Here is a 20352-nt window from a genome sequence, read left to right as displayed (position 1 = left end):
GAATTACCCTCCTGTATTTTCAATTCGTACAGAGTCGAAAACCTCTGCATTTGCTTCTCCATGAGTGACACGCGTTCTAAAGCGCGTATCAAAGCCATGACGGCGTTCTGTGTCAATCGTGATAAATGTATCTCGATTACCGAAACCATCGTTCCTGACCCATGCCAGCCCATTATCATGAAGCTTTTGACGTGCTTCAGCTGTTTTGAAGTATGCTGCTGTTTGTTGAGCAAGAGAAATGGCCTCAATATGGCTGTTTGAAACCCATGTAAAAGAGAAAACAAGCTCGATGTCTTCCGTTAACACTCCCTGTTCTTCAATGCCTCTATGTTGGGGCAAATACGGGGATGTCACGGTATACGTACAAAAAGGATAGACAGGTTGTTTCCCTGTACCATTTGCAACGATAACGACATGGCCTGTTTTCTCTCTAATCAGTCCCAGAACTGTTTGTATTATGTTGTTGTAGTCCATCTGAATTGATCACCGCCTTTAAGATATAGCTGTTGAAATCGGCATATGTCCCATAAGGCGTCATTGCTTCAATATCAAAGGTGGCACCACCAAAAAGCACCTGAGCTTTCAGAGGAATTTCATTCTTGATAAATAGCTGCCTGTCCATAGATGTAAGCCGGCCGCCAGATTGATAGATCAATTGAGACTGTAAAGGAACTATTGCCCCTCTTTCGTCTGATTTTGTCGGCTTCGGTGGCACCCATTCGCCAAGATCATCGTATGAACCCTCTTCAGATGGAATAAGCAATGTAAAATCAACGCTGTACCGCTTAATCAGATCAGAAAAAATGAAATGATTACCCATCAGCTTTCAACCTCATAATCCATAGAGCCAATCATTTCCCCGGTATCGACCAATGGATTTGAAGAGCCTTTCTCTTCGGTTGTAAATGGATGGTTTGCCGGGTTCCGCAAGTCTCGGGCATACACTTGAAGCCGCCCTTTCGCAAGCAGGCCGACTGTTTCCATAATGTCATTCATTGAGTCGCCATTTTCTAACGCTCTATTGACCAGATCTTCTACCTTTTGAACGATCTCTTCCTCGTTCTCGTCCCATCCAGCACGGATAAATGAACGCTCTGGAATGTTGATATATTGAGTTTCTTTCTTGAGGTACAGCCCTTTTGCAGCAAGGTAGTTCCTCATTCGATCAGTTACAGCAATACGGCAGCCGAATTCATGAACAGCCGCGATCATTTGCCGCTCACTGTCCAGGATTCCAACTTTCACCTTACCGACAGAACCGAGGTTTCTTATGACTTCTGGAATACGGTTTCTATCTCGTACCCGAATGTTTCTACGTGCCATTTGATCACCTCAGTGGTTTAAAACGAATTTTTTTGTATGGCCGAAAAAAATCAAGTGCTGGTTTATACCTTACGTCATCCGCCGTGTATGTCTTGCTCATTCCGCCAATTGATTCAGACTGAACACCTTTCGGGCTGTCCCGATCAATTTCAATCATGAGCGCAATTCCTTTCTTCACAGGGCCTGGTAGTGATTCAACCCCATCTGGACCGACAAAAGAGTTATTGCACTCCTCCTTAACGAAAGAAATCGCGTCTGCAAGGTCTATTTGTAGCTTTGCATCCTGGGATGTGTCATCAGCTGGAATCCCTAACCTGACTTTTAATTCTGCCAAGTCCATTTCTCTCATTCCTTTCAAAGAACCGGTTCATATGTCGCAAAGCATCGGCAATTAATATCATTTGATGGATCACCGCTTTGTCCCGGCGCTTCTGCTGTTACATGAACACCATTTTTATTGATGCCAAGATCAAACAACTGATTGACCATGCGTTCCTGTCCTTCTAAATGAACATGATCCGCATGTTTTGTCTCACGGACTCTTTCATCGCCAACGTTGTGCCAGGTCTTTTTCATGTTGATGCCCCGTGACTGAGCTTTTTTAGCAGCGTCAAGCGTTGCTTTTTCCCTTGTGCGATGCATTTCTGTATTGGCTATGCGCTTCGATCGGTTGTAACTCAGGCCGACATCTGTCTGCAGCTCCTTCGCTATCTGAGCAAAGCGTTTCCGCTCAATAAAACCGCGTTCGATTGTCTTGTTAATCTGCTGTATTGTCTTTTTGCGATCAGTTTCAATGGCTTTGTCCATTTGTTTACTTTTAATGGCCTGCCGAACATCTTTAGGAGCCCATTCAGCAGGCAAATTCGGCTGATTTAGTGTTGCTTTTGGCTGCACAAGTTTTATCCCTAACGAAGCCAGAACGCCAAGGATCAGCCAACTGTAAGATGATTTGTAGGTTTCTTCGAGGAATTCTATAATCATAGCTTTGACTTTCGCTGAAAGATCACTAATCAACGATGTGATTTCCCGCTTTATACGGTTTAGATCACCGTGTCGATTAGCGTCAGCAAGTGTCGGTTCTTCGATTTGATCAAGCTTGACGAATAACGCAGTCAGCTTTGACAGCACATCTTTTGAAGCACGCTGAAAAAGCCGCTTGAGTTTCCGTAAGAATTCCTTGGTTTTACGGTTCAACGGCTTCAAAAGCTCTTTTTCAGTTTGTTCTTTATCCACCGCTTACCCTCCTACTCCTCGGCTGTTTCTTTGGCGTCAGACTCTTGTGTGTCCTCGGCTTCTTTTTTATTTGTGCCCTTGTCCAGCTTATATCCAAGTCCCTTATAAATTACCTCGAAAGCACGTTCTGTCACTTCCAAAGAGTCTCTCCCCTTCTTGATCCTAACCATTAGGCAGTGGCACCTCCATCAACAGCAGGGACTAAGGCTGCAAAGGCATCCTCTGCAAGAGTAGTGAATCCGACTTCCATAGTTGCTCGAAGTGCGAACATGTCACGCTCGAATAAGTTTAGAGGTTCGCCGGCTTCATCTACAGTTGTTGTCAACGTTGCATCCTGAGAAATGGTATATTCAATGTCCTGAAGAATACCATAACGCGCATAGTCCCAAGCCCCTGTAATAAGGTCAGCTTTTGTTTTATCCCATGATTTGCTGTCAACAAACCCAATAGGCAACCCAAGAGCTTGAGGTGTTGCATCTGCTGTCACTTGGTTAAATAGTGGCAGCCCGTTATTATCTTTTGCAGCGCGTAACTTTTGACGGAAACGTCTAATAGTTGTAAATGCATCAGGATCTTTGTCTGCATCTTCTACAAGCGCCATTACTGCAGCGAGATCGTCATAAACAGTTGCCCCTGAACCCGCGCCAGTACCAGATGTGATCTTTTGGCCGGACTTGTTGACTCTTTCCATGATTGATACACCTGTCTCAAAAGGCGATCCCACCCCAAACAGTGCGGCTTGGTCAAACTTGATTGCAAAAGCTTCTCTAATAGCTGATTGCATTTGAGTAAAGAAGTCAGCAACTGTGTAGCGTAAGAATTCTTTTGAAACTGGAATGATAACCGCAAGTTTCTTCGATGTCATTTTTGCTGTGAGCCATTTGGCGCTGCTTGTTTGAATGCGTTCACCTTCACCAACCCAGTAAGCGCCAGGTCCTTCTGCTAAGTACGTGAATGTCTTTACCGGTTTTGTCATCGGTTCATATTTAGCAAGCTGTGTGATTGCAGATGTCTGCATAAATTCTTTCAACACAATTTCTGCTTGTTCTTCTGGGATTTTCCCAGTTACTGCATCTTGTAGTAATACTGTTTTGGGATTAAATGTTGGCATAATAGCCCTCCTTATTTTCTGATATTTGCTTGGTTAGCGAGTGCCCCAATATCAACCGCCCCGCCAGCTGGTGTTGGATCACCTTTTTCGAAGTTAGTGCCGCTCTCTTTAAACTTGATATCTACGGCATTCTGAACTGCTGCATTGAATGTCTCTTCAAACTTACTGAGATTGGCAAGCGTTGTTTCCTCGTCTTCGCCAATAAAATAGTCAATAACTCCTTTAGGCAACTGCTTTTCATCAGCTACATTCAAGGCCTTATTGACTAGCGCTTCACGATTACGTGCTGCTCTTTCTCGTTCAATCTCGCTTCTTAATTTCTCCAATTCAATCTGTTCTGGTGTCTTGCTAGGGTTACGTTTTTGCAACTCCTCTTCAATCAGACTTTCAAGATTGTTTGATTTCCATGTATCAAGACCTTTTGTGAAGTAAGAGTCCAGCCGAGGCTGAATAAGTTTTTTTCCCTCTTCTGTCTCAAGGAACCCTTTCACCTTATCTGCTGATACGGCCGAAAGTTCTCCTACAAATGCTTTTACTTCTTCATTGTCTTTATTCTCAGCAAGAAACTGTTTGATTTCTTCAATATTCACTTATGATCAACCTCCATGCCATGCAGTACGAGCCTGCACGTCAAAGTATTCCGGCTTTTAAAGACTTCCGGCAGGTCAGTTATCGTCTTCATCATTGTCCTTTTCATCATCAAGATCATAGGCATCTTGTTCGGCTTTCATTCTCTCAATCTCATATTGAACATCATCAACGAAAGAAAGCATGGAAAGCCGTGTTTCTTCGCTTACCTGGCCTTTTAGTTCTGCAGCAATCTCGGCTTCTTCAAGGATATTTGACGGCAGATTGCGCTTGAATGAGAACCATACCTTTAAATAATCACCTACTGACACAAGACCTTTTTTCGCCCATGCTGAGCAAAGCAATTTGTACTGATACCGAAGGGCAGCAGTCGTTTTCCTCTCCATCGTGATGCACTTATTTTCAAGGGCCATCAGCTTGTATTTCATTGCAACGCCTGTCACATTCCCGCCGAATGATTCATCAGAGAAATTGACCGACTTTGCAAAACGAAGAATGTTTTCTTCAAGCCTGTTCAGATGGTTTTCGATCATGGTGTCATTAATGTCTTTTGTCAGGAATTTGGCATCATCATCTTTCCCAAACATTTCAAGCACACCGGTCTTTTTCAGTTCTTGGATGTCTTCATCATCCATACCAGCGCCCTTTAAAATCAAATAAGCTAGCCGTAGCTGTTCAATCTCGTTTGATGCATCTGAAAGTGTGCGATCGTATGCATCTATAAGTTTAATTACCTTTTCCACGTCGCCCATCTGTTCATCATTGTTAGGCAACCCGAATAAAGGACAATAATCAAACAAGTGGAGCTTCTTCTCTAATAAAGTCCAGCCACCTTTTTGTTTTTCAAAAAAATAGGCCATCTTGTCATCGTAAAAAGTGGCTTTTTCACGCTCTATGCTTTGATTATTAACCCAATCAAATACCTTATAATATCTAAGTGCGAAAGAAGGCTCTGTGATGTCATTCTCAGCAATAATGACAACTTCCCATGGATTTACATTCGCAACTCTTACCAAGCCGTCAGGAGCGATATACACAAGTCTAGCACCATATCCACAAATAGCTGCTTTCTTACCCCATTCGCTATCAGCATCGGCAATGTTATTTATGGTGTTAAAGTTATTGATTTGCTCTGCCAAGGCCGTATTTTTGTTTTCCCCGTCTTTCTCCGTCTCGTATGAGATTGGATGGCCGAACATATACCCAACCTTTGTATCCACTATCTCAGCATCAAAAGCATTATTCAGGCGATTGTTTACCAGATGGTCAATACGCCGAACCTTTCCTGTTTCAAAATCCTCGAATTGAGCTGCCTCACGCTGTAAGATCGGCACACCGGCAACACTAGCCATATATCGTTCATACTGAGCTATGGCTTTATCTTTGATCGGCTTATGCTCTTCAATAATCTGATCAATAATTGGACCGTCTATCTCATTATTCCGAAGATAATTTAAAAACTTGTTCATGTTCTCACCCCTTTCCTTTGCGTCTCATAGGTTTGTTGTGTGTATAAATGGCGTAGCGGATAGAGTCGAGCACATCGTCCCACTCTTTAACTGGCTCGCCTGTATTTGGATTCCAAACATACATAAAGATCTCTTTTTTAAAGCGACTAACTTTATCTTCAACAATAAAAAGCAGATCCCGTTTGAACAGCCGCGCCACTTCTTCGATACCTGAAACAACTGCCTTATCAGCATCTAATGCACGCAGCTTCTCTCTACGAAAACGCACGATATGTTCAGGCCGAGCTGTATCACAATAGAAATTAATGTTGCCATACCGCTCTTTGATGTCCTTTGCTACCTTCACCCAGTAGTCAATCTCTTCGTGCTGCTTGGAATGTTCTTCGAGCAAATAAAAACACCCTTGGTCATCTTGTCCGATTACGACAATAGAACCCGGGTGCTCATATCCCCAGTCAACACCAGCAAAGTATTTTGTAAACCTACCCTTTTTCTCTTTTAACTGGTCTGAACTGATATAATGTTTGTCTTTGTTGAAATCCTTGTATATTACACCCTCTGGAGCAACCCAATAGCCGTAAATGTCCCGGTCCGTAAACATGCCGCTTGGTGTTGAAGCAACAATACTTTCCACATACTCAGGATCAAGAAAGTTGTTATCAAACAATGAGAAGTGAAAAGACCGGATATTCAGCCGACCGTTTTTCAGCCGCTGCCCGTCTTTGTCGATATAGTCCGTTTTGACGGTGTGCATCGGGTTTTCAGGGTTTGTGTCCATCATGACCATTGCACCCTTATAGGAGCAACGAGAAATGACTTCCTTCACGAATGAATCATGCAGGGCAGTCGCTTCGTTTAGGAATGCGCCAGCTGATGTGAAACCCCGTGCCTTTTTCCATGAGTCTGCATTTGCACCATCAAAGCAATAAACACGGTTGCCGAATATCTCAACGGCATTCGATTTATCAAGGCGCAATTCTTTCCCCAGGATCAGCTCTAAATCATTTAGGATATTCCGCTTAATAGAAGCCTGAGTTGCCCCGCCAATAATAAAAGAAAGCCCCATGTTTTGATATTTGCTGATGTGCCCGAGGAACGTCAAAAGGAGCACGAATGTTTTCCCTGCCCTTTTCGCCCCGCTGCATATTAAGATTTTCGGCTGCTCGTCAATAAAGCTGTTCCATACTTCTTGTTGCTTGGAGTTAAGTTCCATGAGGTTTCACCATCTTCCGCAACATGGCAGCAACTTCATTTTCTTGAGAGTTTCCGTTATCACCGTCAATGTCTTTCTTGGTTTTTTCGATGTCCATTCTGATTTTCTCTTCTTGCAATCGTTTTTTATCGTTTTCAGAGAGTAAATCATAATATTTAGTGAGCATTTCAAGAGCTTTCATCTTATCAGCAAGCTTTATGGATACCCCGTCTTTTCCTTTCTTAACTTCAGTGACAAGAGTTCCATCAACTTCCTCCGACTCTTTGAAATCAACATAATTAACTTCAATCATCACTGGGTTACCATCATCATCTTCTATTGGGCCAAATGCACCTGTAGCCTGTATTTCCTTTTTGCCGAAAACTGCATAATCGGTAATATCAGCAAAGGCGATATCAATGTACTTCTGAAGAATATCTTTTGCATCCAAAAAGATGCCTTGCTGTTGTTCAGCCTTCAATCTCTCAACCTCTGTAGCAATCTTAGGATTTCTTAGATGTCGGTGCCCTTCAACCATTGCAGTAGAATAAGCGCACCCATAAGCCTTCTGATAAGCCTTCGTGGCATTGAAATACTTGATATAGTAAAGACAGAATAACTCTTGCTTATCGGTTAAATTACTTGATTCTATAACGGGTTCTAGGGTTGCAACCTTTTTGTTTTTGGTTGCATCCTTTTTCGCTAGATCCCTCGACCAACCTTCTCGGCTCTTCCTGCTCTTTAAAGTGCCAATTTTAATATCATACTTTTCGGCAAGTGCCTTTAATGTAATATTGGATGTTTCAAATTCATTTCTGATATCCTTCCAATTTGCCATTTTACATTCACCGCCGCCCCCTTTTGAATTGTGTTTGTTTTGGAGATTATTTTCTCGGGATGAACTCGTCATTGTGTGCAAGCTGATGAATAGTGTCTTTACCTATTTCCGCAAGTCCAACAGCCTGCACATATGTTTCCGTGTCATGTATTGTCATTGTGGTGCCATCCTTCATGTTGAAAGTAGCAACATAGCCATCTATCTCGTGAAAGTTCTGCTCCATCCAATTAATCAGTCCGTTAGTAGGACCAGGAAAGACTCTCCTCACATTGCTCATTATGCTCCCACCTTCATTATTCCTTTTTGACAATGGATGTGCATAAATTGTCTCCATGCTATTCCTCCTTCATATTCCCTCTAAACCACCACCGTGCTCAAGCCGTTAGCCGCCAATTGTCTATCCTGAGACTTACCGGAAGCAGTTTACAGAGAACATAAAAAAGAGCCATATAGTTCTATGGCTCTTCCTTTATTCAACAATTTCAATATGTGTAATTTGCGTTGGGTTAATAAGAATAGATTCACCAAGATCAATCAGACGATTTTTCAAAACTCTTTCGCCATCCAATTCATCATGAAAATAGTTTATAAGATTTTCCACATCTTTCATATCTTCATAAGAAATTTCAAAAGATTTTTTATTACTCATTAGTATAAACACTTTCATAATTTTCACCTCCCACCTAATTATCGGCTAAGGAGTGTGACAAGGGAACCATTTGCGAAATTTGTCGAACGAAAGCGCCCTTCATAAATAGGTGGCAGTCGTAAGACAAAAAAAGCACCCTTCAGCTGCGGGTGCCATCAACGTTTCTTTTTATAGCCTTCAATGTCTTTTCTCAAGAATAGACGATCCCTATTTGTTGTTTTAATCGGAATCAATGTTTTGTAATCAACCAGCTGCTTGAGGTTCTGTCGGCTGCATCCGATAATCTCAATGGCTTCAGATGTCGTTATGACTTCTTTATCCATGAATTCTCTCAGCTCGTCAATACTTTCAAAAACAAACTTAGTCATTCCGCGTGTTCCTCCATCTAAGGATAATATTAATAATAGTGATTACCAACCAGCTAAGAGCCAAAACCATTGTAATGATATCCAAAGTGCCAAGATGATCATAATCAAAGTTTGCAAACACTGTCACGAACAGAACAAAGAATATTACTGTTGACCCGTCTACTAATTTTTTCATATAGTTGAGCATGGAACTCAAAGTGTTATAATATGGTGAGGGGGAAGTGATTCCCCCTATTGGGTTATTTGCGACGTTTCTTCTTGGCGGGAGAACGTCGTTTTTTGTTATCCTTCATTTCCTTGATGTTCTTGACCATCGTTGTAATTCCGGTAAGGATTGCAACCAGCCAAGCCAAGTCCCGAAGGATAATTTCAACCATTTCCATGCTCTTTCAACACCTCCTTTCGATACTTTAATTATACCAATTATATTTACCACCGTCAATATAAATACAGATAAAATTTAGGTTTTTTACCAAAAAATATTGTTTTTAGACAAAAAAACAACCTATTCATGCTAAACAGAATAGGCTGTGTTCTGCTCTATTTTTCATTTTCAAACGGGAACGTTCAATATTCTTTTGAACCGTTCCTTTTTTTATGTCCAGCAGTTGGGCGATCTCTTCGAAAGACATGTTTTGCACAGTGTGCATGATGAAAATGTCCTTTTCTCTTTCAGTAAGGACAGAAAGGGCATCAGCAATTCTTTCTTTGTCCCAGTCGCTTACCTCTCCTTCTGGCTCCTGATTGATCGCAAATTCTTCTGGCATCGCATCAATGATACGAGGATCAGCAAGAATCGTTCTTTGATAAACGTCCCTTCTGTCAGCTCCCCTGCGTGCTCCTGGTTGTCTTCCGTTCTGCAGCCATTCAAGAGTGAATTCAATATCGCTGATCATACTGCCAATGATTTTCTTGTCATTCTTTTGTTCTGCTGTCATTTCATTTTCTGGTGTTTCCGAGAATGCCCGGTACATCTTTCTCGCTTCTTTTAACGCTCTTTTGTATTCAATGATTAAATCCTGCATGTTTATCCTCCTCTTATTTACGCTTAAAAGCGCCGCCTTTGCCTCTTCTGAGTGTTTGCCTGTCTTGCCCCATCATTTGCCGCCAAAACCGCTCAGAACGCTCCTGCGCGTTTTTATTGGGCTTTTTCTTTTCCTGTTTCATGTCATCCCTCCGCTCAAATAAAAAACGGACACCAAACAAACAGCGCTTATGCTGTAAGTTCAGTGTCCGCAGGCTTTCCATCTTGGACCTATATAATTTTGTATAGTATCTCCTTACCAATCATTCCGTCGATCTTCAATGACTTTGTATTGTTCTTCTGTTAATGCGATGTGTACTGGCGTATAATACTTTTTAATGTCCGAAGCATCTGGTCCGAATTTCAATTTCCCTAAAAATCTATAAAAATCCTCAACATCGCTATCATCAGGTATACTTTTATCCTTCCTCACGATTACAAGAGCATCAGTAATGTCCTCTATACTTACATCCAATCTTTCATCTGACCAATCCCCACAATCTGGTCCATCACATAAAAATCTTTTCTCTTTGTCTTTCGCTTCGAATACAATAGCTGGAATCATCACTCCGCACCCTCCTGATTCAAAATGATCTCTTTCAGATCATTCAATTCAACGACAAAATCATTGAATGCATCATGCAACGGATTTTCCTCATGCGATATTGCATCTGCTCTTCTCTCATATACACTTATCAGCCTTTCAACTTCTTCTAATGGTGTTTTCAGCTTTTGAAAATTCTCTTTCACTACCGCTTCAATTAATGAATAGCGAGGAATGTTGTTTAAAGGGGAATATTCCATATTGCCGGTGTCTCCCCATATTCCGTGAAAATGAATGATTTCAGAAATAATCACATCTTTATTTCCTATTCCTAACAATGTACAGAATGCATTGTACTGCTCAGTTGTCAATTTAAGCATCACTCTGCACCCTCCAATAACTCAGGATTTTGATAGATGTTGCCGCCGATGTTGCATTCATCCCAATTTATACAATCATCAATATGGTAATCGCAATCACTGGGATATTTAAGACCAAAGTTACCACCTGCACGAGCAACGATCATCGGTTCACCTTCCGTCATGTCGATGTCTTTATCATAAATATCTTTGCCGTTCTTATCCTTCAACCCTGTGCCCCACATGAGAGCCGATCCTTCTTCATGACTTCCTGTAATGCAATTCTGGAAACCGTATCTATCATTACGCCACAAAACCCACTGAGTACCGATAATTCCCAAACTCATCCCCTCATCATCCCAATAATACATCTGCTCGCCGTCCCAAACTCTGTATGCTGTGTTCATTCTAGTGAACCGTCCCAAATAAGCATTTCACCCGCCGGAACATTGAACGTTTCCATAATCAGATGATGATTGGTTTCGCCATATTTCTCCATAATTCTTTTGTATTCACTAAGGGCATAATCACGGCTTACCTCATTGATTTCTTCATCTTGAAAATTATCGTAATCGTCCGTGTCGGCGACGTTCTCAATGTAAATTTTCTCGGCTTCGGCCTTGTCTTCCGCTTTGAGAAGTGCGTAATATGGTTCAGTGATTTCATAGAAATTCATTGTTCTTCCTCCTTCAATTGTTTGTAAAGCTGAAATGATCGGGTTGTCAGTGTGGTTCATCAATACCCCTCCTGCTGCCGCTGATGATTGACGGCGTTTTTGTCCATGTATGCAGCTTCGATTTGTTCCCATTTAAAGCCGAGCTTGTTGCCTAATTCAAAGAACGTTGTAAACAAGCTGATATATGTCCGCTTTTCCACATTGCTGAAATGGAATCCATAAGCAATGGATAACAAGCAAGAGAATGTTTTTGCTGTGTCAAACTCTTTGTCAGATATTAAATGCTGTACGACTACATCATCTATGGTGTCAGTGTCATTCCAGCCAAGCCGGTTCCCGATGCTCAAGATAAAATGCAGGCAGTCCACGTATTCCTCAAGCAGTGGGTTTTTCGTTCCTAATTTCCCTGTTCCTTTGCAGTCATCACAAGGTGAATAACCAATGCCCTCCTTTCCTTCCATGAGCATTTCTAAATTTGCTTCTTCATTTTCATCACCGGTTCCGTTACAACTTGTGCATAAGATCGTTACCTCTGTACATGGCTGCTGATTATTACTCCAATGCTTAAAGCCGCGCCATTCATTCGCACACTCGGCCAGCTCTACTTGTAAAGCGAGAATGAGGTTTGGCAGCAAGTCCTGCCCCTCAAGCCCCTTTTCTTTGATGATCCGTTCATCAAGCGCCTTTTGCATTTCGAACATTTTTTGTAGATTCATTGCGCATCCTCCTGAATATCTTTTTTGATCACTTTTATAGCGAATGAAGCCATATCTTTCACGTCTACTTTCTGCAAACAATTTCTGCTTTCTGTATCACACGCTGGTATTTCTATGGTTATGTTTGATTGTTCATAAGTTTTATAAGAGTCAGTTTCTCTATTGCATACTGCACATGGCTTTTTTTCTGATGATAAGACGCTATCTATTTTCACGCTATTTCCTCCTCAACGCCCATGCTGCAGCCGCATTTCGGGAAGCGTGCATCTGGGCGGATTTTTATATCTAATTCGTTGTGACCACATTCAGGGCAGCTGTATTCGATCATGATGTCATCCCCCTATTCCCAGCCGACTGCAATTGCAAAGAATAAAACCAAAACCATCGCCCCAATGAGCCAGCCATTTGTCTTATCACGCTTTGCAATGATAGTTTCATCACCGATCATTTTCAGATCGTCTGACTTTGCCACAAGCACTGGTATGTAATCTGGATGCACTTTTAGAAGTTCCGCCGCCTGCTCAACTGTCATCGCTTCGTCTTTCGTGGCTTTGACTGCCCGCTGAAGCTCAACTTGTAAAGGAATCATTTCGCATCACCCTCCATTCCTCTGCCTTCAAGAAGCTCCTTCGCATATCGGGAATAGCTTTGAATTACTAATTCAGGCGCCGTTCTCACTGTTTTCATATTTGCGAACAGATGAAAGGCTTTTCTAAACCTGTCATTCTCTTTTGTAAGCCGCTGAATCTCTTCCTGAGCCTGCCGGAATTGATGAACCGTTACATCCTGCTGACGCTTGTTTTCCTCGATGATTTCCTGACGCTTTTCAGCCAGTTCAGCTTGCTCTATAAGCCAAGCAATTTCATTCTGCGAAATGTATGTCAGTTTTTTCAGACGTTCAATTCTCTCTTTCATGCCGTTCCTCCCCCGCAGGGGAAAGCCCCTGCTATTAGAATTTGTGGCCGATCCTATAATCTAAACGAGACAGACCGCCCTTAATTGTTTGAATGATTGTTTCACCGTGTTCTGGGGCTTCAAGGACATGTGCAGTGCCCTCGTTCCCATCTAAAATAAGAATCTGTATTTTGCCCGGCTTAATTGCCTGTTCAATTGTTATATCTTTGCTTAAATTAATTTCTTGTGGTTTGTTCACCTAGCGCGCCCCCTGTGCATGTGCTATGATAGAAGTACCAGTTCATATCAGAGTATCGGGGCCTAGCGCTTCGGTGCTTTTTTGTGTTTAATAGTGATCCGGTTTCCATCCGGCCATCGTGAATGCTGGCGATGGTTTCAGATCCTCCCGGTAAACGATCGGGTGTTTTTTCACGTATTCGGCCAGCTGTTACGGTGTCATCTTCCACTCTTCAACCGGTCCTGGCTTGTAAGGATTGATGCTTTGCTGTTCCATGGTATCTACCTCCTGAATTGATTTTGGGAATTTCCGTGCCGCCGAGCTTCTTGCAATCAGAACCCATTCGGCTGGCGCATGCCTTAAACTGAGAGCAACGTGTCATACAGGCCATGAGCTTATCTTCTTCCTGCACCCACAACGGCCGATCGTCTGCGATTACCACGTTTAACAGTGGACTTTCCCGCCTTTCTTTTGAGTTTTTTCAGCTCGTCCAGCTCGATGAAGCCAAGTGACTTATCCAGAGCCAGCACCTTGAGTGGCGTATCGTAAAGCCGCTCATACAGCTTGCGCTTGATGGCAAATTCCTTTGTTTCAACGCCCTTGATGTCAATGATCTCGATGCTGCCGTCCAAGTTATAAACCTCAAAGTCTGCAATATATTCAATCTTCCGAAAAGTTTTGCCGTTCTTTTTGAATGCCTCTTGCAACAGGAACCGTGGCTGCAGCTTAAAATCTTTGATCTGCTTGCTCACCTTGAGCCATTTCAGCTGCTCATAGTATTTGGCTTCGGCCCGGCTGTCGAACGTGATGCCGTCTACCTGTGTTTTTCTTGCGCCGTACTTATTTGCTGGCATGTGATGCCTCCTGAAACTTATTCTTTTGTTCTGCAATCTCCATTTCTGACATGCCGCAGTCAATACAACATTCATAGTCAGGTATTTGCAAATGACCTTCTCCCGGCATAGTGCAGTAACTCATTTCCATGTGTTTATGTTCACAGGATTCCTGACGTTTTTTCTGTTCAGCCTCTTTGACAACCGAGCAGTATTCTCTTTCGTGCAACCTAGCACCGTGCTTTGTCATCAGCCGCTTTCCGCAATGTTCACACTGGTAAAGCGTCTGATTTTCTAACACTTTCATTCTCCTTACCTCCCGTCACTCTCTTCCCATTGCTGAATCTGCTTTTCTTTTGCTGGCGCCGTTAGTATGATTGCCGGCAGCAGCATCACCGCTTTAAGCACTCGGCATCAGCTCCATTTGTCTGATCTTTTCCTCAAGCACCTGGATAGCTGGTGTGAGGTCCTTGCCGCCCTTTTGTTCAGCAGGCCCGAACAAATACATTCCTTTGGATCCTATAACGTTCGTTTTCTCGTTCAATCCCAATCACCCAATCTATGATTTAATTCCATCCGGTTGCCCTGAATGATCACCGTGTAATACTTGCACATCTGGTAAATCCGAGAGCCCAGCGCCTCGTCAACGTCCAGCAGATCGTCCGTTGTAAGCTCAGAAGAGATCAGCAGAGGTTTATGGTTCAGGTAGCGATAATTCACAACTGACTGGATCTGTTCGACTTGCCATTCAGTTGCCCTTGGCTTCCCGTCAACTGGCTTGAATAAGTCATCAATGAACAGCACATCTGCTTTTCTCATGGCGTTCAGCTTTGTTTCCAGCTGGTCAAAGTCGTTTTTGAGATCACCCATGCCCTCAACGTAAGGAAAGTACAGGCAGTGAGTCGATTTCTTCTTAATGAGATTGTTCATGATGGCCGTTAACAGATGGGTTTTGCCGCTGCCCGGCTGGCCCAGCAGAGCAATGCTATTGGCACGCTCTCCCTTGATCTTTTCAAAGTCTTTGAAGTATTCGACCGCACATTCATAGGCATCTTTAATCATTTGGGGTTTGCCATCTAATTTGAAGTTGCCAAACAACAGCTTTTCGAACTTTTCTGTAATGCCGCTGGCTGCCATGAGCCGCGCTATTTTCTTTCGTTTCACACACTCACATTGCTTGGAATACGTTGTTTTCCATTCCCTGGCCTTATCCGGCGTGCAAACCTTGCCAGAAAGAAAGTCATCTTCCGGTACCATGCTCTCAGGCACTAATAGATCAAGCTGTTTGTCTAAATTCCATTTTGTATCCTTGTGAACCCGGTAAATCACAACGCCGCGATCCTTACACTCGGAGCATTCATATTCAACCTTTTCTTCTGATGCGGCCTGTTCTGTTTCCCAGGAACGCGATTTTGCTTGAAGACCCTTCATCATTGCTTGGAACGCTGTGTCTATGCTGACTGCTTTGTTTATAGCCATTCTGTTGTTTCTCCTTTCTCTTTTGGCTGAACGGGTTGGACAGGATCGCCTCAATGTAATTCAGACCAACGTTGCTGCCTTTACTTCTGAAAGCCAGTTTCATTGCTTCCATGACCTTTTCTTCGCCGTAATCATCCACCATGTAGCCGATTCTTTGCGCTTCGATGGTACCGATTGAACGGGCAACCTTATTTTCAAATAGCTCAAAAGCGTTTTTCATTTTTGGATCAACCTCCTGCGTTTCTTTTGGTGTTGGTGCCGGTTCAGGAACAGGCTTTTCTGATGGTTCCTGCTCTGATACAGGCGTTTCAAATGAGATCAGCCTGTATTGCCCTGCTTTCCTCCCCTGCGGCTTATATTCAATTCTCTTAAGATCAATCAACATCTTTCGGTGTTTGATCAACGTATTTTCGGAAATCTCGATCTTTGCTTGCAAAGTGGTGTTTGAAGTGGTGAACCACTCCCGCCACCCTGCTTTATTGTTGATGTGCAAAAGATGAAACCATAATGCTTGAGTTGTAGCAGACAACGGATTCGTTTCTAGCCAATTCATGAAGCCGTTCATTTCTTTCAGGTAGTTCATGGCTCACCTACTTCCTTTCACACAGTGCTGTCATTCCGCTGATGCGGACTAAACGTAAGCCAGGTTCATTTGTTCTGAGATAGCCTTCAACATAAGCACGGAACAACTGCGCGCGATTGGGTGCCCCTTCTGCCAGCCACTTATAACAGAAGGGGATACTAACCTTAATCAAATGGGAGGTCATCGTCACTGATATCTACAGGCTTACCGTCAAAAGGGTCAGCATCCTGCGCGCTTGGTTTTTCCTCGGATGGTTCCGCATCAATGATTTCTGGCTCAGTCATTTCGTCAGTAATGTCAATTCGCTCGCGTTCCTCGTTATCCTCAATGACTGCCTTTTGCATTTCAACGGAGAGAATCCCCCACTTGCTGAGCATGGATTTTAGAACGGTTTTGAGTGCCATCGCATCCCAGTCCTTGCCCCAACCGAAGTCCGACTTGCTAAATTTCTTTTTGTGTTTCTCGACTTGCGCCTTTGTCCAATAGACAGTTTTTCGGAATCCATTTAAAAGTTCAAAATAAGCAGCGTAACCAATAACCGACTCCGATTCCCGCTTTTCAAAATCAATTTCAATTTCCTCGGTCAACGGATTCCACTTTTGCAATTCTCCTTCATGAACCGGTATGCAATTGATAGATTTATATTGGCCCGTCCGCAAAGCAAGCTGAATGTACCCTTTGTAACCAAGCTGAAATTGCGCGCGGCCTTTATACGGAACGATCCAGGCATACCCCAAGTTCTTATCCACTGGCAGATCAAGCGTTGCTGCCACCATTGCCGAAGAAATTACACTCATAGGCTCTGCCTTTTGAAGCGTATTTTCACTGTTGTACAGGCTCAGAATTGACGCTGTGAATTGAGACGCTCTTTTTCCCAGAACTTCTTCGAATCGATTCATGACTGCCGGAGAAGAAAGTAGGCCCTTCATCGTTGTTCCTTGCTGTTGTCCTGGGGCACTGTTTTGTTTCTTCTGAATGCTGTTTTTAAGCGTTTGATTTGTAGCCATATTCAGCTAACCTCCTTAATTCCAAAGCGCCTGAATTGCACTTCTTTTGTGACTTTCTCATATACATCTGGAAACTGTTCTTTAAGTTTCTTGCTGTCGATCCGGTTCGTTGAAACTGACTTCCAGCTAGTTTGATAGTTTCCGATGAAGCCGTATTCTGCTTCTTTCATTTCGTGTTTGATCTGGTTTTCTAATTCCTTTGCCTGCAATGTAAGTTCGTTTATCTGTTTTTTCAGATGCAAATACTGCTGAATGCGTGTTTTATTATCAGATGTGAGATCAACGACTTTGCCGCCTTCTGCCTCGGCATAACGTTGCTTGAGATATTCTTCTGCAGCACTCGAACCGTCAAGAACCGGAGCCTTTCCGCCCAAGACCTTTTCATTCCAAAATTCAATCTCAGCCTGAAAGATCATTGCAATGAGCTCGTCATCGCGCTCAATCTCTTTCCAAACGAATTTATTGCCGCCGATCAGTACAGCAAAATATGCTTTTTTATATTCTGGCCCTAGCACTCCTAGATAGTGCTGGACCTGAACAATATAGCTGTCAGGAATCTCGTCATCTTCCCACTCTTTCAGGTTGTATGCCGATGTGGTTTTGCACTCCAAAATGGCTTTTTCGCCAACAATCATTCGATCAACGTTTGCCAATATAAAATCATGCTTGGGATGTCTGAGCATTGCTTTTCTTCGCCTTACTTTTTTTCCGCTGCGTATCTCAAACTCTTTTGCAACAATGTCTTCAAGAAGTGAACCGAAGTAGGCAGCCTCACTGCCAGATTCGCTCACAGGCACCTGACCTGTTTTGTCTAACCATAATTCAAACGGTGTTTGCCATTTGTTTATGCCTAAAATTACGGAAGCATCTGAACCACCTATGCCCTTCCGTCGCTCAAGAAGCCATTCGTCCCGACTCATTTCCGCCGTCGAAGCGAAAACCTCTGCTTGCATCAGATCAGCCCCACCTTTCTTTTGTAAGCTTCCGCGCCAAGCCGCTGCCATTCCCGGTAGTGATCCATTGAAGGGAAACTAAACTGCGCTTTACCGTTTTTGGCGAATACAATTGAACCGCCGACCTGTCTTAAACGTTGCTGATCCTCCGCACGCTCGCTGAATGCCACTTTTACTGCTTTAGCCATGTATAAAACCTCCGTTGATTTTCTTGAGGCTATCTGATAAAATATTGTTACTTGAGTTTTCAGATAGCCTTTAATTAAGTCCACTTGCCAGAGTGGGCTTTTTTATTGCTCATTTTTAAATTTGAAGCCAAGCTGCTGTTTTAGGTAACGATCAAGATTCTCTCTCAAAATCAAAGTGCCGCAATCAATTACATAATCATCAATTGGCGTAACTTCATCCCCGAAAAAATCCTTTTGTGTTTCTGGCTCAGTCAGCCTGTCGTGCCAGTTGTTCAGAATCATTGGGTTTTCGATGTTCAATCTTCTCAGCTCCTTCTTTTGCTTTAGCAAGTTCAGCAAGACTGTCGATTGCATTTTCTAAAGAGTAAAATTCCTTATGCAGAATGCTCACAGCTCCTTTGATATCTTCCTCTGAATATGCCGCCTTTTGGGCATGTCGCAAGAAGCTTGCCGCGAGCTCAAATTTTCTGAGATTCATCCCAAACACCTACTTATCACTGCCAGATTGATGCCCCGCTGTTGCATTTTCATAGCTGTCAACCGCCCTTTATTCGCCAGTCTGCTGATATCCTCTGTAAGAACTTTGATACTTCCGGCGAGACTGATTGCCTCTTCATAGTCACCATCACGCAATGCCTCTGAAAGCATGATAGAAAGCTCTTCCGCTGATTCAATTTTTCTTTTTGCAGCATTTATATCTGACTTCAAAAATTGATTAGTTTTCATACCAAAACCGCCTTTCTTTCTTCTTGTTTTGCCATTGCAACCCGATCCATTAATGCTTTGCGCGTCCACCTATCGGCCAGCTCTTGCATGCTTAAACCGTGACTCCGCACTAATGAATAAATCAGAGTTTTATTTGCTGGGATCAGATCAAATATTTGTTTGATGTCCCCCATCGGTATATCATCTGACCTTCCAGGCCGATCATTTGCCAGCCAGCGCGCTAGATGCTTTGTAGCTTGCAATGCTTCTTCGAGCTGATGAATCATATTGATAACCGCACTACTTGCACTCTCATTTAACGCTGGATTAATAGGCGCCGCCGCTGTCGGATGAAGCTTAAACAAGAAATGCACTAGATCAATGTGTTCATAGGCTCCGCAAGCTTCAAACCACTTGATACACAGATCAGGCGTAAGAGGAAAAATACCGTTTTCCACATTGGAGACATACGATTGATCTCTATTCCCAATCACCTTGCCAATTTGATACTGCGACAATCCTGCCCTTTTGCGTTCTCGCCTGAGAATGCTTGGTAAATTGTCCATATTGTATGGATTGTTCGACATATGTTTGCCCCCTGATATATTTAGTTTTAACTGGTAAAATTTAAGTAATGAAGGAACTAGCTGGCTTGCTGTTTTTTCAGCTTATTGATGATGAAGGCTTGTCCCTTCGGAGTGATGCGCATTGTCAGCCAGGATTTCGGCGTCCCGTTTACTTGGCGCACCCCCTGTGCAATCTCAAAGAAACCTCGCTCGATGTATTCCTGGTATGGCTCATTCTTGTTGGCCATGATCATCTTCCATTCGCGCAGCTTCTGAAACAGTCGCTTTTCACCAATCATGATGCCGTTTTTCGAAGCAAGCTTTGCCAGTTCTCTCACAAGCAATGATTTTTCAGCCGCCATGCAACTCTGTGCAAAGTTGACCAATGGTTCCTGAATCTTCAATGCTTGTTCAAGTTGCTGCCGTTCTTCCTGCTCGCTGATCCATCGCTTTGCCCGGCTGACTGGATCTTCGATCATGTAGGACGGTTGAGTCATTTTTTGAAGCTCGGCTTCCATCCGGTTAAATTCAGCAATGTATTTTTCTTTGAACACTGCTGCTTTTGCACCCGTATAACCAAAAATCAAAAATGCGAGTCCATCACGTTTGATCAGATATTTTTTCAATGATCGTCCTGTTGGATCTTCATATTCACTCAACGAAAAATTTCGTTCAGTAAAATCTTTAGAGCAATTCAGTGTTTCAATGCTTTTTATTACATCGGCGTGTCGTTTTCCGAATACCTCAGCCACTGTTAGGCTATCTGTTACGGCTTGGTTGCCTTCAATAAAAACAATTTGATTCATGCTGTTACCT

Annotated in this window: 38 protein-coding genes; all 38 read right to left on the bottom strand. The window is 42.9% G+C overall.

Going from position 1 to position 20352, the window contains the following annotated elements; genetic code table 11:
- Positions 1 to 3 precede the first annotated feature (3 nt).
- Positions 4 to 474 (bottom strand): hypothetical protein, encoded by a 471-nt coding sequence (locus tag NYE22_RS07105; protein WP_032722284.1) that lies wholly within the window; start codon positions 472 to 474, stop codon positions 4 to 6.
- Positions 431 to 820: a hypothetical protein gene (locus NYE22_RS07100; RefSeq protein ID WP_032722285.1), complete on the bottom strand. Its 390-nt coding sequence runs from the start codon at positions 818 to 820 to the stop codon at positions 431 to 433. The genes NYE22_RS07105 and NYE22_RS07100 overlap by 44 nt, the downstream gene beginning before the upstream one ends.
- A complete protein-coding gene (locus NYE22_RS07095) occupies positions 820 to 1323 on the bottom strand; it encodes a hypothetical protein (RefSeq protein WP_085186912.1) in 504 nt (167 codons plus the stop codon). The genes NYE22_RS07100 and NYE22_RS07095 overlap by 1 nt, the downstream gene beginning before the upstream one ends.
- 4 nt (positions 1324 to 1327) lie before the next feature.
- Entirely contained in the window at positions 1328 to 1663 is a 336-nt protein-coding gene (locus NYE22_RS07090) for a phage head-tail connector protein (protein ID WP_043856986.1), read from the bottom strand.
- Between the two features lie 14 nt (positions 1664 to 1677).
- Positions 1678 to 2556, bottom strand: coding sequence for a phage head morphogenesis protein (locus NYE22_RS07085; protein WP_257437942.1), 879 nt, complete (start codon positions 2554 to 2556; stop codon positions 1678 to 1680).
- Positions 2557 to 2567: 11 nt separating this feature from the next.
- The gene (locus NYE22_RS07080) at positions 2568 to 2696 is read right to left on the bottom strand and encodes a hypothetical protein (protein WP_257437960.1); all 129 of its coding nucleotides are present in this window, start codon (positions 2694 to 2696) and stop codon (positions 2568 to 2570) included.
- Between the two features lie 29 nt (positions 2697 to 2725).
- Positions 2726 to 3667 (bottom strand): phage major capsid protein, encoded by a 942-nt coding sequence (locus tag NYE22_RS07075; protein WP_017696635.1) that lies wholly within the window; start codon positions 3665 to 3667, stop codon positions 2726 to 2728.
- 11 nt (positions 3668 to 3678) lie between these two features.
- Positions 3679 to 4257, bottom strand: a complete 579-nt coding sequence (locus NYE22_RS07070) for a DUF4355 domain-containing protein (protein WP_257437943.1) — start codon at positions 4255 to 4257, stop codon at positions 3679 to 3681.
- A gap of 75 nt (positions 4258 to 4332) precedes the next feature.
- Complete coding sequence (locus tag NYE22_RS07065; protein ID WP_342412417.1) at positions 4333 to 5724, bottom strand: phage portal protein; 1392 nt, start codon at positions 5722 to 5724, stop codon at positions 4333 to 4335.
- Positions 5725 to 5728: 4 nt separating this feature from the next.
- Positions 5729 to 6937, bottom strand: coding sequence for a PBSX family phage terminase large subunit (locus NYE22_RS07060; RefSeq protein ID WP_342412416.1), 1209 nt, complete (start codon positions 6935 to 6937; stop codon positions 5729 to 5731).
- Positions 6927 to 7754: a terminase small subunit gene (locus tag NYE22_RS07055; RefSeq protein WP_342412415.1), complete on the bottom strand. Its 828-nt coding sequence runs from the start codon at positions 7752 to 7754 to the stop codon at positions 6927 to 6929. The genes NYE22_RS07060 and NYE22_RS07055 overlap by 11 nt, the downstream gene beginning before the upstream one ends.
- 46 nt (positions 7755 to 7800) lie before the next feature.
- Positions 7801 to 8088 carry a hypothetical protein gene (locus NYE22_RS07050; RefSeq protein ID WP_342412414.1) on the bottom strand — a complete coding sequence of 96 codons (288 nt, stop codon included), beginning with the start codon at positions 8086 to 8088 and terminating at the stop codon, positions 7801 to 7803.
- 135 nt (positions 8089 to 8223) lie between these two features.
- Positions 8224 to 8421: a hypothetical protein gene (locus NYE22_RS07045; RefSeq protein WP_342412413.1), complete on the bottom strand. Its 198-nt coding sequence runs from the start codon at positions 8419 to 8421 to the stop codon at positions 8224 to 8226.
- A gap of 137 nt (positions 8422 to 8558) precedes the next feature.
- Positions 8559 to 8771 carry a transcriptional regulator gene (locus NYE22_RS07040; protein ID WP_044445062.1) on the bottom strand — a complete coding sequence of 71 codons (213 nt, stop codon included), beginning with the start codon at positions 8769 to 8771 and terminating at the stop codon, positions 8559 to 8561.
- A 239-nt stretch (positions 8772 to 9010) separates the two neighbouring features.
- A complete protein-coding gene (locus NYE22_RS07035; RefSeq protein ID WP_015715377.1) occupies positions 9011 to 9154 on the bottom strand; it encodes a hypothetical protein in 144 nt (47 codons plus the stop codon).
- Between the two features lie 126 nt (positions 9155 to 9280).
- A complete protein-coding gene (locus tag NYE22_RS07030; protein ID WP_342412412.1) occupies positions 9281 to 9796 on the bottom strand; it encodes a sigma-70 family RNA polymerase sigma factor in 516 nt (171 codons plus the stop codon).
- A gap of 13 nt (positions 9797 to 9809) precedes the next feature.
- Positions 9810 to 9938, bottom strand: a complete 129-nt coding sequence (locus NYE22_RS07025) for a hypothetical protein (protein ID WP_015715375.1) — start codon at positions 9936 to 9938, stop codon at positions 9810 to 9812.
- A gap of 113 nt (positions 9939 to 10051) precedes the next feature.
- Positions 10052 to 10360: a hypothetical protein gene (locus NYE22_RS07020; RefSeq protein WP_342412768.1), complete on the bottom strand. Its 309-nt coding sequence runs from the start codon at positions 10358 to 10360 to the stop codon at positions 10052 to 10054.
- Positions 10360 to 10722, bottom strand: a complete 363-nt coding sequence (locus NYE22_RS07015) for a hypothetical protein (RefSeq protein ID WP_268484560.1) — start codon at positions 10720 to 10722, stop codon at positions 10360 to 10362. The genes NYE22_RS07020 and NYE22_RS07015 overlap by 1 nt, the downstream gene beginning before the upstream one ends.
- Positions 10719 to 11105 carry a YopX family protein gene (locus tag NYE22_RS07010; protein ID WP_342412411.1) on the bottom strand — a complete coding sequence of 129 codons (387 nt, stop codon included), beginning with the start codon at positions 11103 to 11105 and terminating at the stop codon, positions 10719 to 10721. The genes NYE22_RS07015 and NYE22_RS07010 overlap by 4 nt, the downstream gene beginning before the upstream one ends.
- Positions 11102 to 11434: a hypothetical protein gene (locus NYE22_RS07005; RefSeq protein WP_014480883.1), complete on the bottom strand. Its 333-nt coding sequence runs from the start codon at positions 11432 to 11434 to the stop codon at positions 11102 to 11104. The genes NYE22_RS07010 and NYE22_RS07005 overlap by 4 nt, the downstream gene beginning before the upstream one ends.
- Positions 11434 to 12090: a dUTP diphosphatase gene (locus NYE22_RS07000; RefSeq protein WP_041345374.1), complete on the bottom strand. Its 657-nt coding sequence runs from the start codon at positions 12088 to 12090 to the stop codon at positions 11434 to 11436. The genes NYE22_RS07005 and NYE22_RS07000 overlap by 1 nt, the downstream gene beginning before the upstream one ends.
- Positions 12087 to 12305 (bottom strand): hypothetical protein, encoded by a 219-nt coding sequence (locus NYE22_RS06995; protein WP_041345372.1) that lies wholly within the window; start codon positions 12303 to 12305, stop codon positions 12087 to 12089. The genes NYE22_RS07000 and NYE22_RS06995 overlap by 4 nt, the downstream gene beginning before the upstream one ends.
- Before the next feature lie 125 nt (positions 12306 to 12430).
- Complete coding sequence (locus tag NYE22_RS06990) at positions 12431 to 12679, bottom strand: hypothetical protein (RefSeq protein WP_064911548.1); 249 nt, start codon at positions 12677 to 12679, stop codon at positions 12431 to 12433.
- On the bottom strand, positions 12676 to 13005 hold the full coding sequence (locus NYE22_RS06985; RefSeq protein ID WP_342412410.1) for a hypothetical protein: 330 nt from the start codon (positions 13003 to 13005) through the stop codon (positions 12676 to 12678). The genes NYE22_RS06990 and NYE22_RS06985 overlap by 4 nt, the downstream gene beginning before the upstream one ends.
- A 34-nt stretch (positions 13006 to 13039) precedes the next feature.
- Positions 13040 to 13243 carry an XtrA/YqaO family protein gene (locus tag NYE22_RS06980; protein WP_130573137.1) on the bottom strand — a complete coding sequence of 68 codons (204 nt, stop codon included), beginning with the start codon at positions 13241 to 13243 and terminating at the stop codon, positions 13040 to 13042.
- A 374-nt stretch (positions 13244 to 13617) separates the two neighbouring features.
- Positions 13618 to 14076, bottom strand: a complete 459-nt coding sequence (locus tag NYE22_RS06975; RefSeq protein WP_257437957.1) for a DUF1064 domain-containing protein — start codon at positions 14074 to 14076, stop codon at positions 13618 to 13620.
- Positions 14063 to 14362, bottom strand: a complete 300-nt coding sequence (locus NYE22_RS06970) for a hypothetical protein (protein ID WP_064670938.1) — start codon at positions 14360 to 14362, stop codon at positions 14063 to 14065. Before NYE22_RS06970 ends, NYE22_RS06975 begins: the two co-directional genes overlap by 14 nt.
- Before the next feature lie 93 nt (positions 14363 to 14455).
- Positions 14456 to 14599: a hypothetical protein gene (locus NYE22_RS06965; protein WP_064670937.1), complete on the bottom strand. Its 144-nt coding sequence runs from the start codon at positions 14597 to 14599 to the stop codon at positions 14456 to 14458.
- Positions 14596 to 15534: an ATP-binding protein gene (locus NYE22_RS06960; protein ID WP_342412409.1), complete on the bottom strand. Its 939-nt coding sequence runs from the start codon at positions 15532 to 15534 to the stop codon at positions 14596 to 14598. Before NYE22_RS06960 ends, NYE22_RS06965 begins: the two co-directional genes overlap by 4 nt.
- Positions 15419 to 16117 carry a DnaD domain protein gene (locus tag NYE22_RS06955; protein WP_326216741.1) on the bottom strand — a complete coding sequence of 233 codons (699 nt, stop codon included), beginning with the start codon at positions 16115 to 16117 and terminating at the stop codon, positions 15419 to 15421. The genes NYE22_RS06960 and NYE22_RS06955 overlap by 116 nt, the downstream gene beginning before the upstream one ends.
- 164 nt (positions 16118 to 16281) lie before the next feature.
- Positions 16282 to 17124 (bottom strand): recombinase RecT, encoded by an 843-nt coding sequence (locus tag NYE22_RS06950; RefSeq protein WP_268515929.1) that lies wholly within the window; start codon positions 17122 to 17124, stop codon positions 16282 to 16284.
- A gap of 2 nt (positions 17125 to 17126) precedes the next feature.
- On the bottom strand, positions 17127 to 18077 hold the full coding sequence (locus NYE22_RS06945) for a YqaJ viral recombinase family protein (protein ID WP_342412408.1): 951 nt from the start codon (positions 18075 to 18077) through the stop codon (positions 17127 to 17129).
- Positions 18077 to 18265 carry a hypothetical protein gene (locus tag NYE22_RS06940; protein WP_103803568.1) on the bottom strand — a complete coding sequence of 63 codons (189 nt, stop codon included), beginning with the start codon at positions 18263 to 18265 and terminating at the stop codon, positions 18077 to 18079. The genes NYE22_RS06945 and NYE22_RS06940 overlap by 1 nt, the downstream gene beginning before the upstream one ends.
- A gap of 102 nt (positions 18266 to 18367) precedes the next feature.
- The gene (locus tag NYE22_RS06935; protein ID WP_305091017.1) at positions 18368 to 18565 is read right to left on the bottom strand and encodes a hypothetical protein; all 198 of its coding nucleotides are present in this window, start codon (positions 18563 to 18565) and stop codon (positions 18368 to 18370) included.
- A 174-nt stretch (positions 18566 to 18739) separates the two neighbouring features.
- Positions 18740 to 18991, bottom strand: a complete 252-nt coding sequence (locus tag NYE22_RS06930; protein ID WP_342412407.1) for a YqaH family protein — start codon at positions 18989 to 18991, stop codon at positions 18740 to 18742.
- Entirely contained in the window at positions 18988 to 19557 is a 570-nt protein-coding gene (locus NYE22_RS06925; RefSeq protein WP_342412406.1) for a helix-turn-helix transcriptional regulator, read from the bottom strand. The genes NYE22_RS06930 and NYE22_RS06925 overlap by 4 nt, the downstream gene beginning before the upstream one ends.
- 56 nt (positions 19558 to 19613) lie before the next feature.
- Positions 19614 to 20342: a phage regulatory protein/antirepressor Ant gene (locus NYE22_RS06920; protein WP_342412405.1), complete on the bottom strand. Its 729-nt coding sequence runs from the start codon at positions 20340 to 20342 to the stop codon at positions 19614 to 19616.
- Between the last annotated feature and the right edge of the window lie 10 nt (positions 20343 to 20352).

It is taken from the genome of Bacillus sp. FSL K6-1560 (genome assembly GCF_038592935.1).
Lineage (GTDB): Bacteria > Bacillota > Bacilli > Bacillales > Bacillaceae > Bacillus > Bacillus subtilis.
The sequence above is the reverse complement of the archived record's forward strand: the minus strand, read 5'-3'. Positions and strand labels throughout refer to the sequence as shown.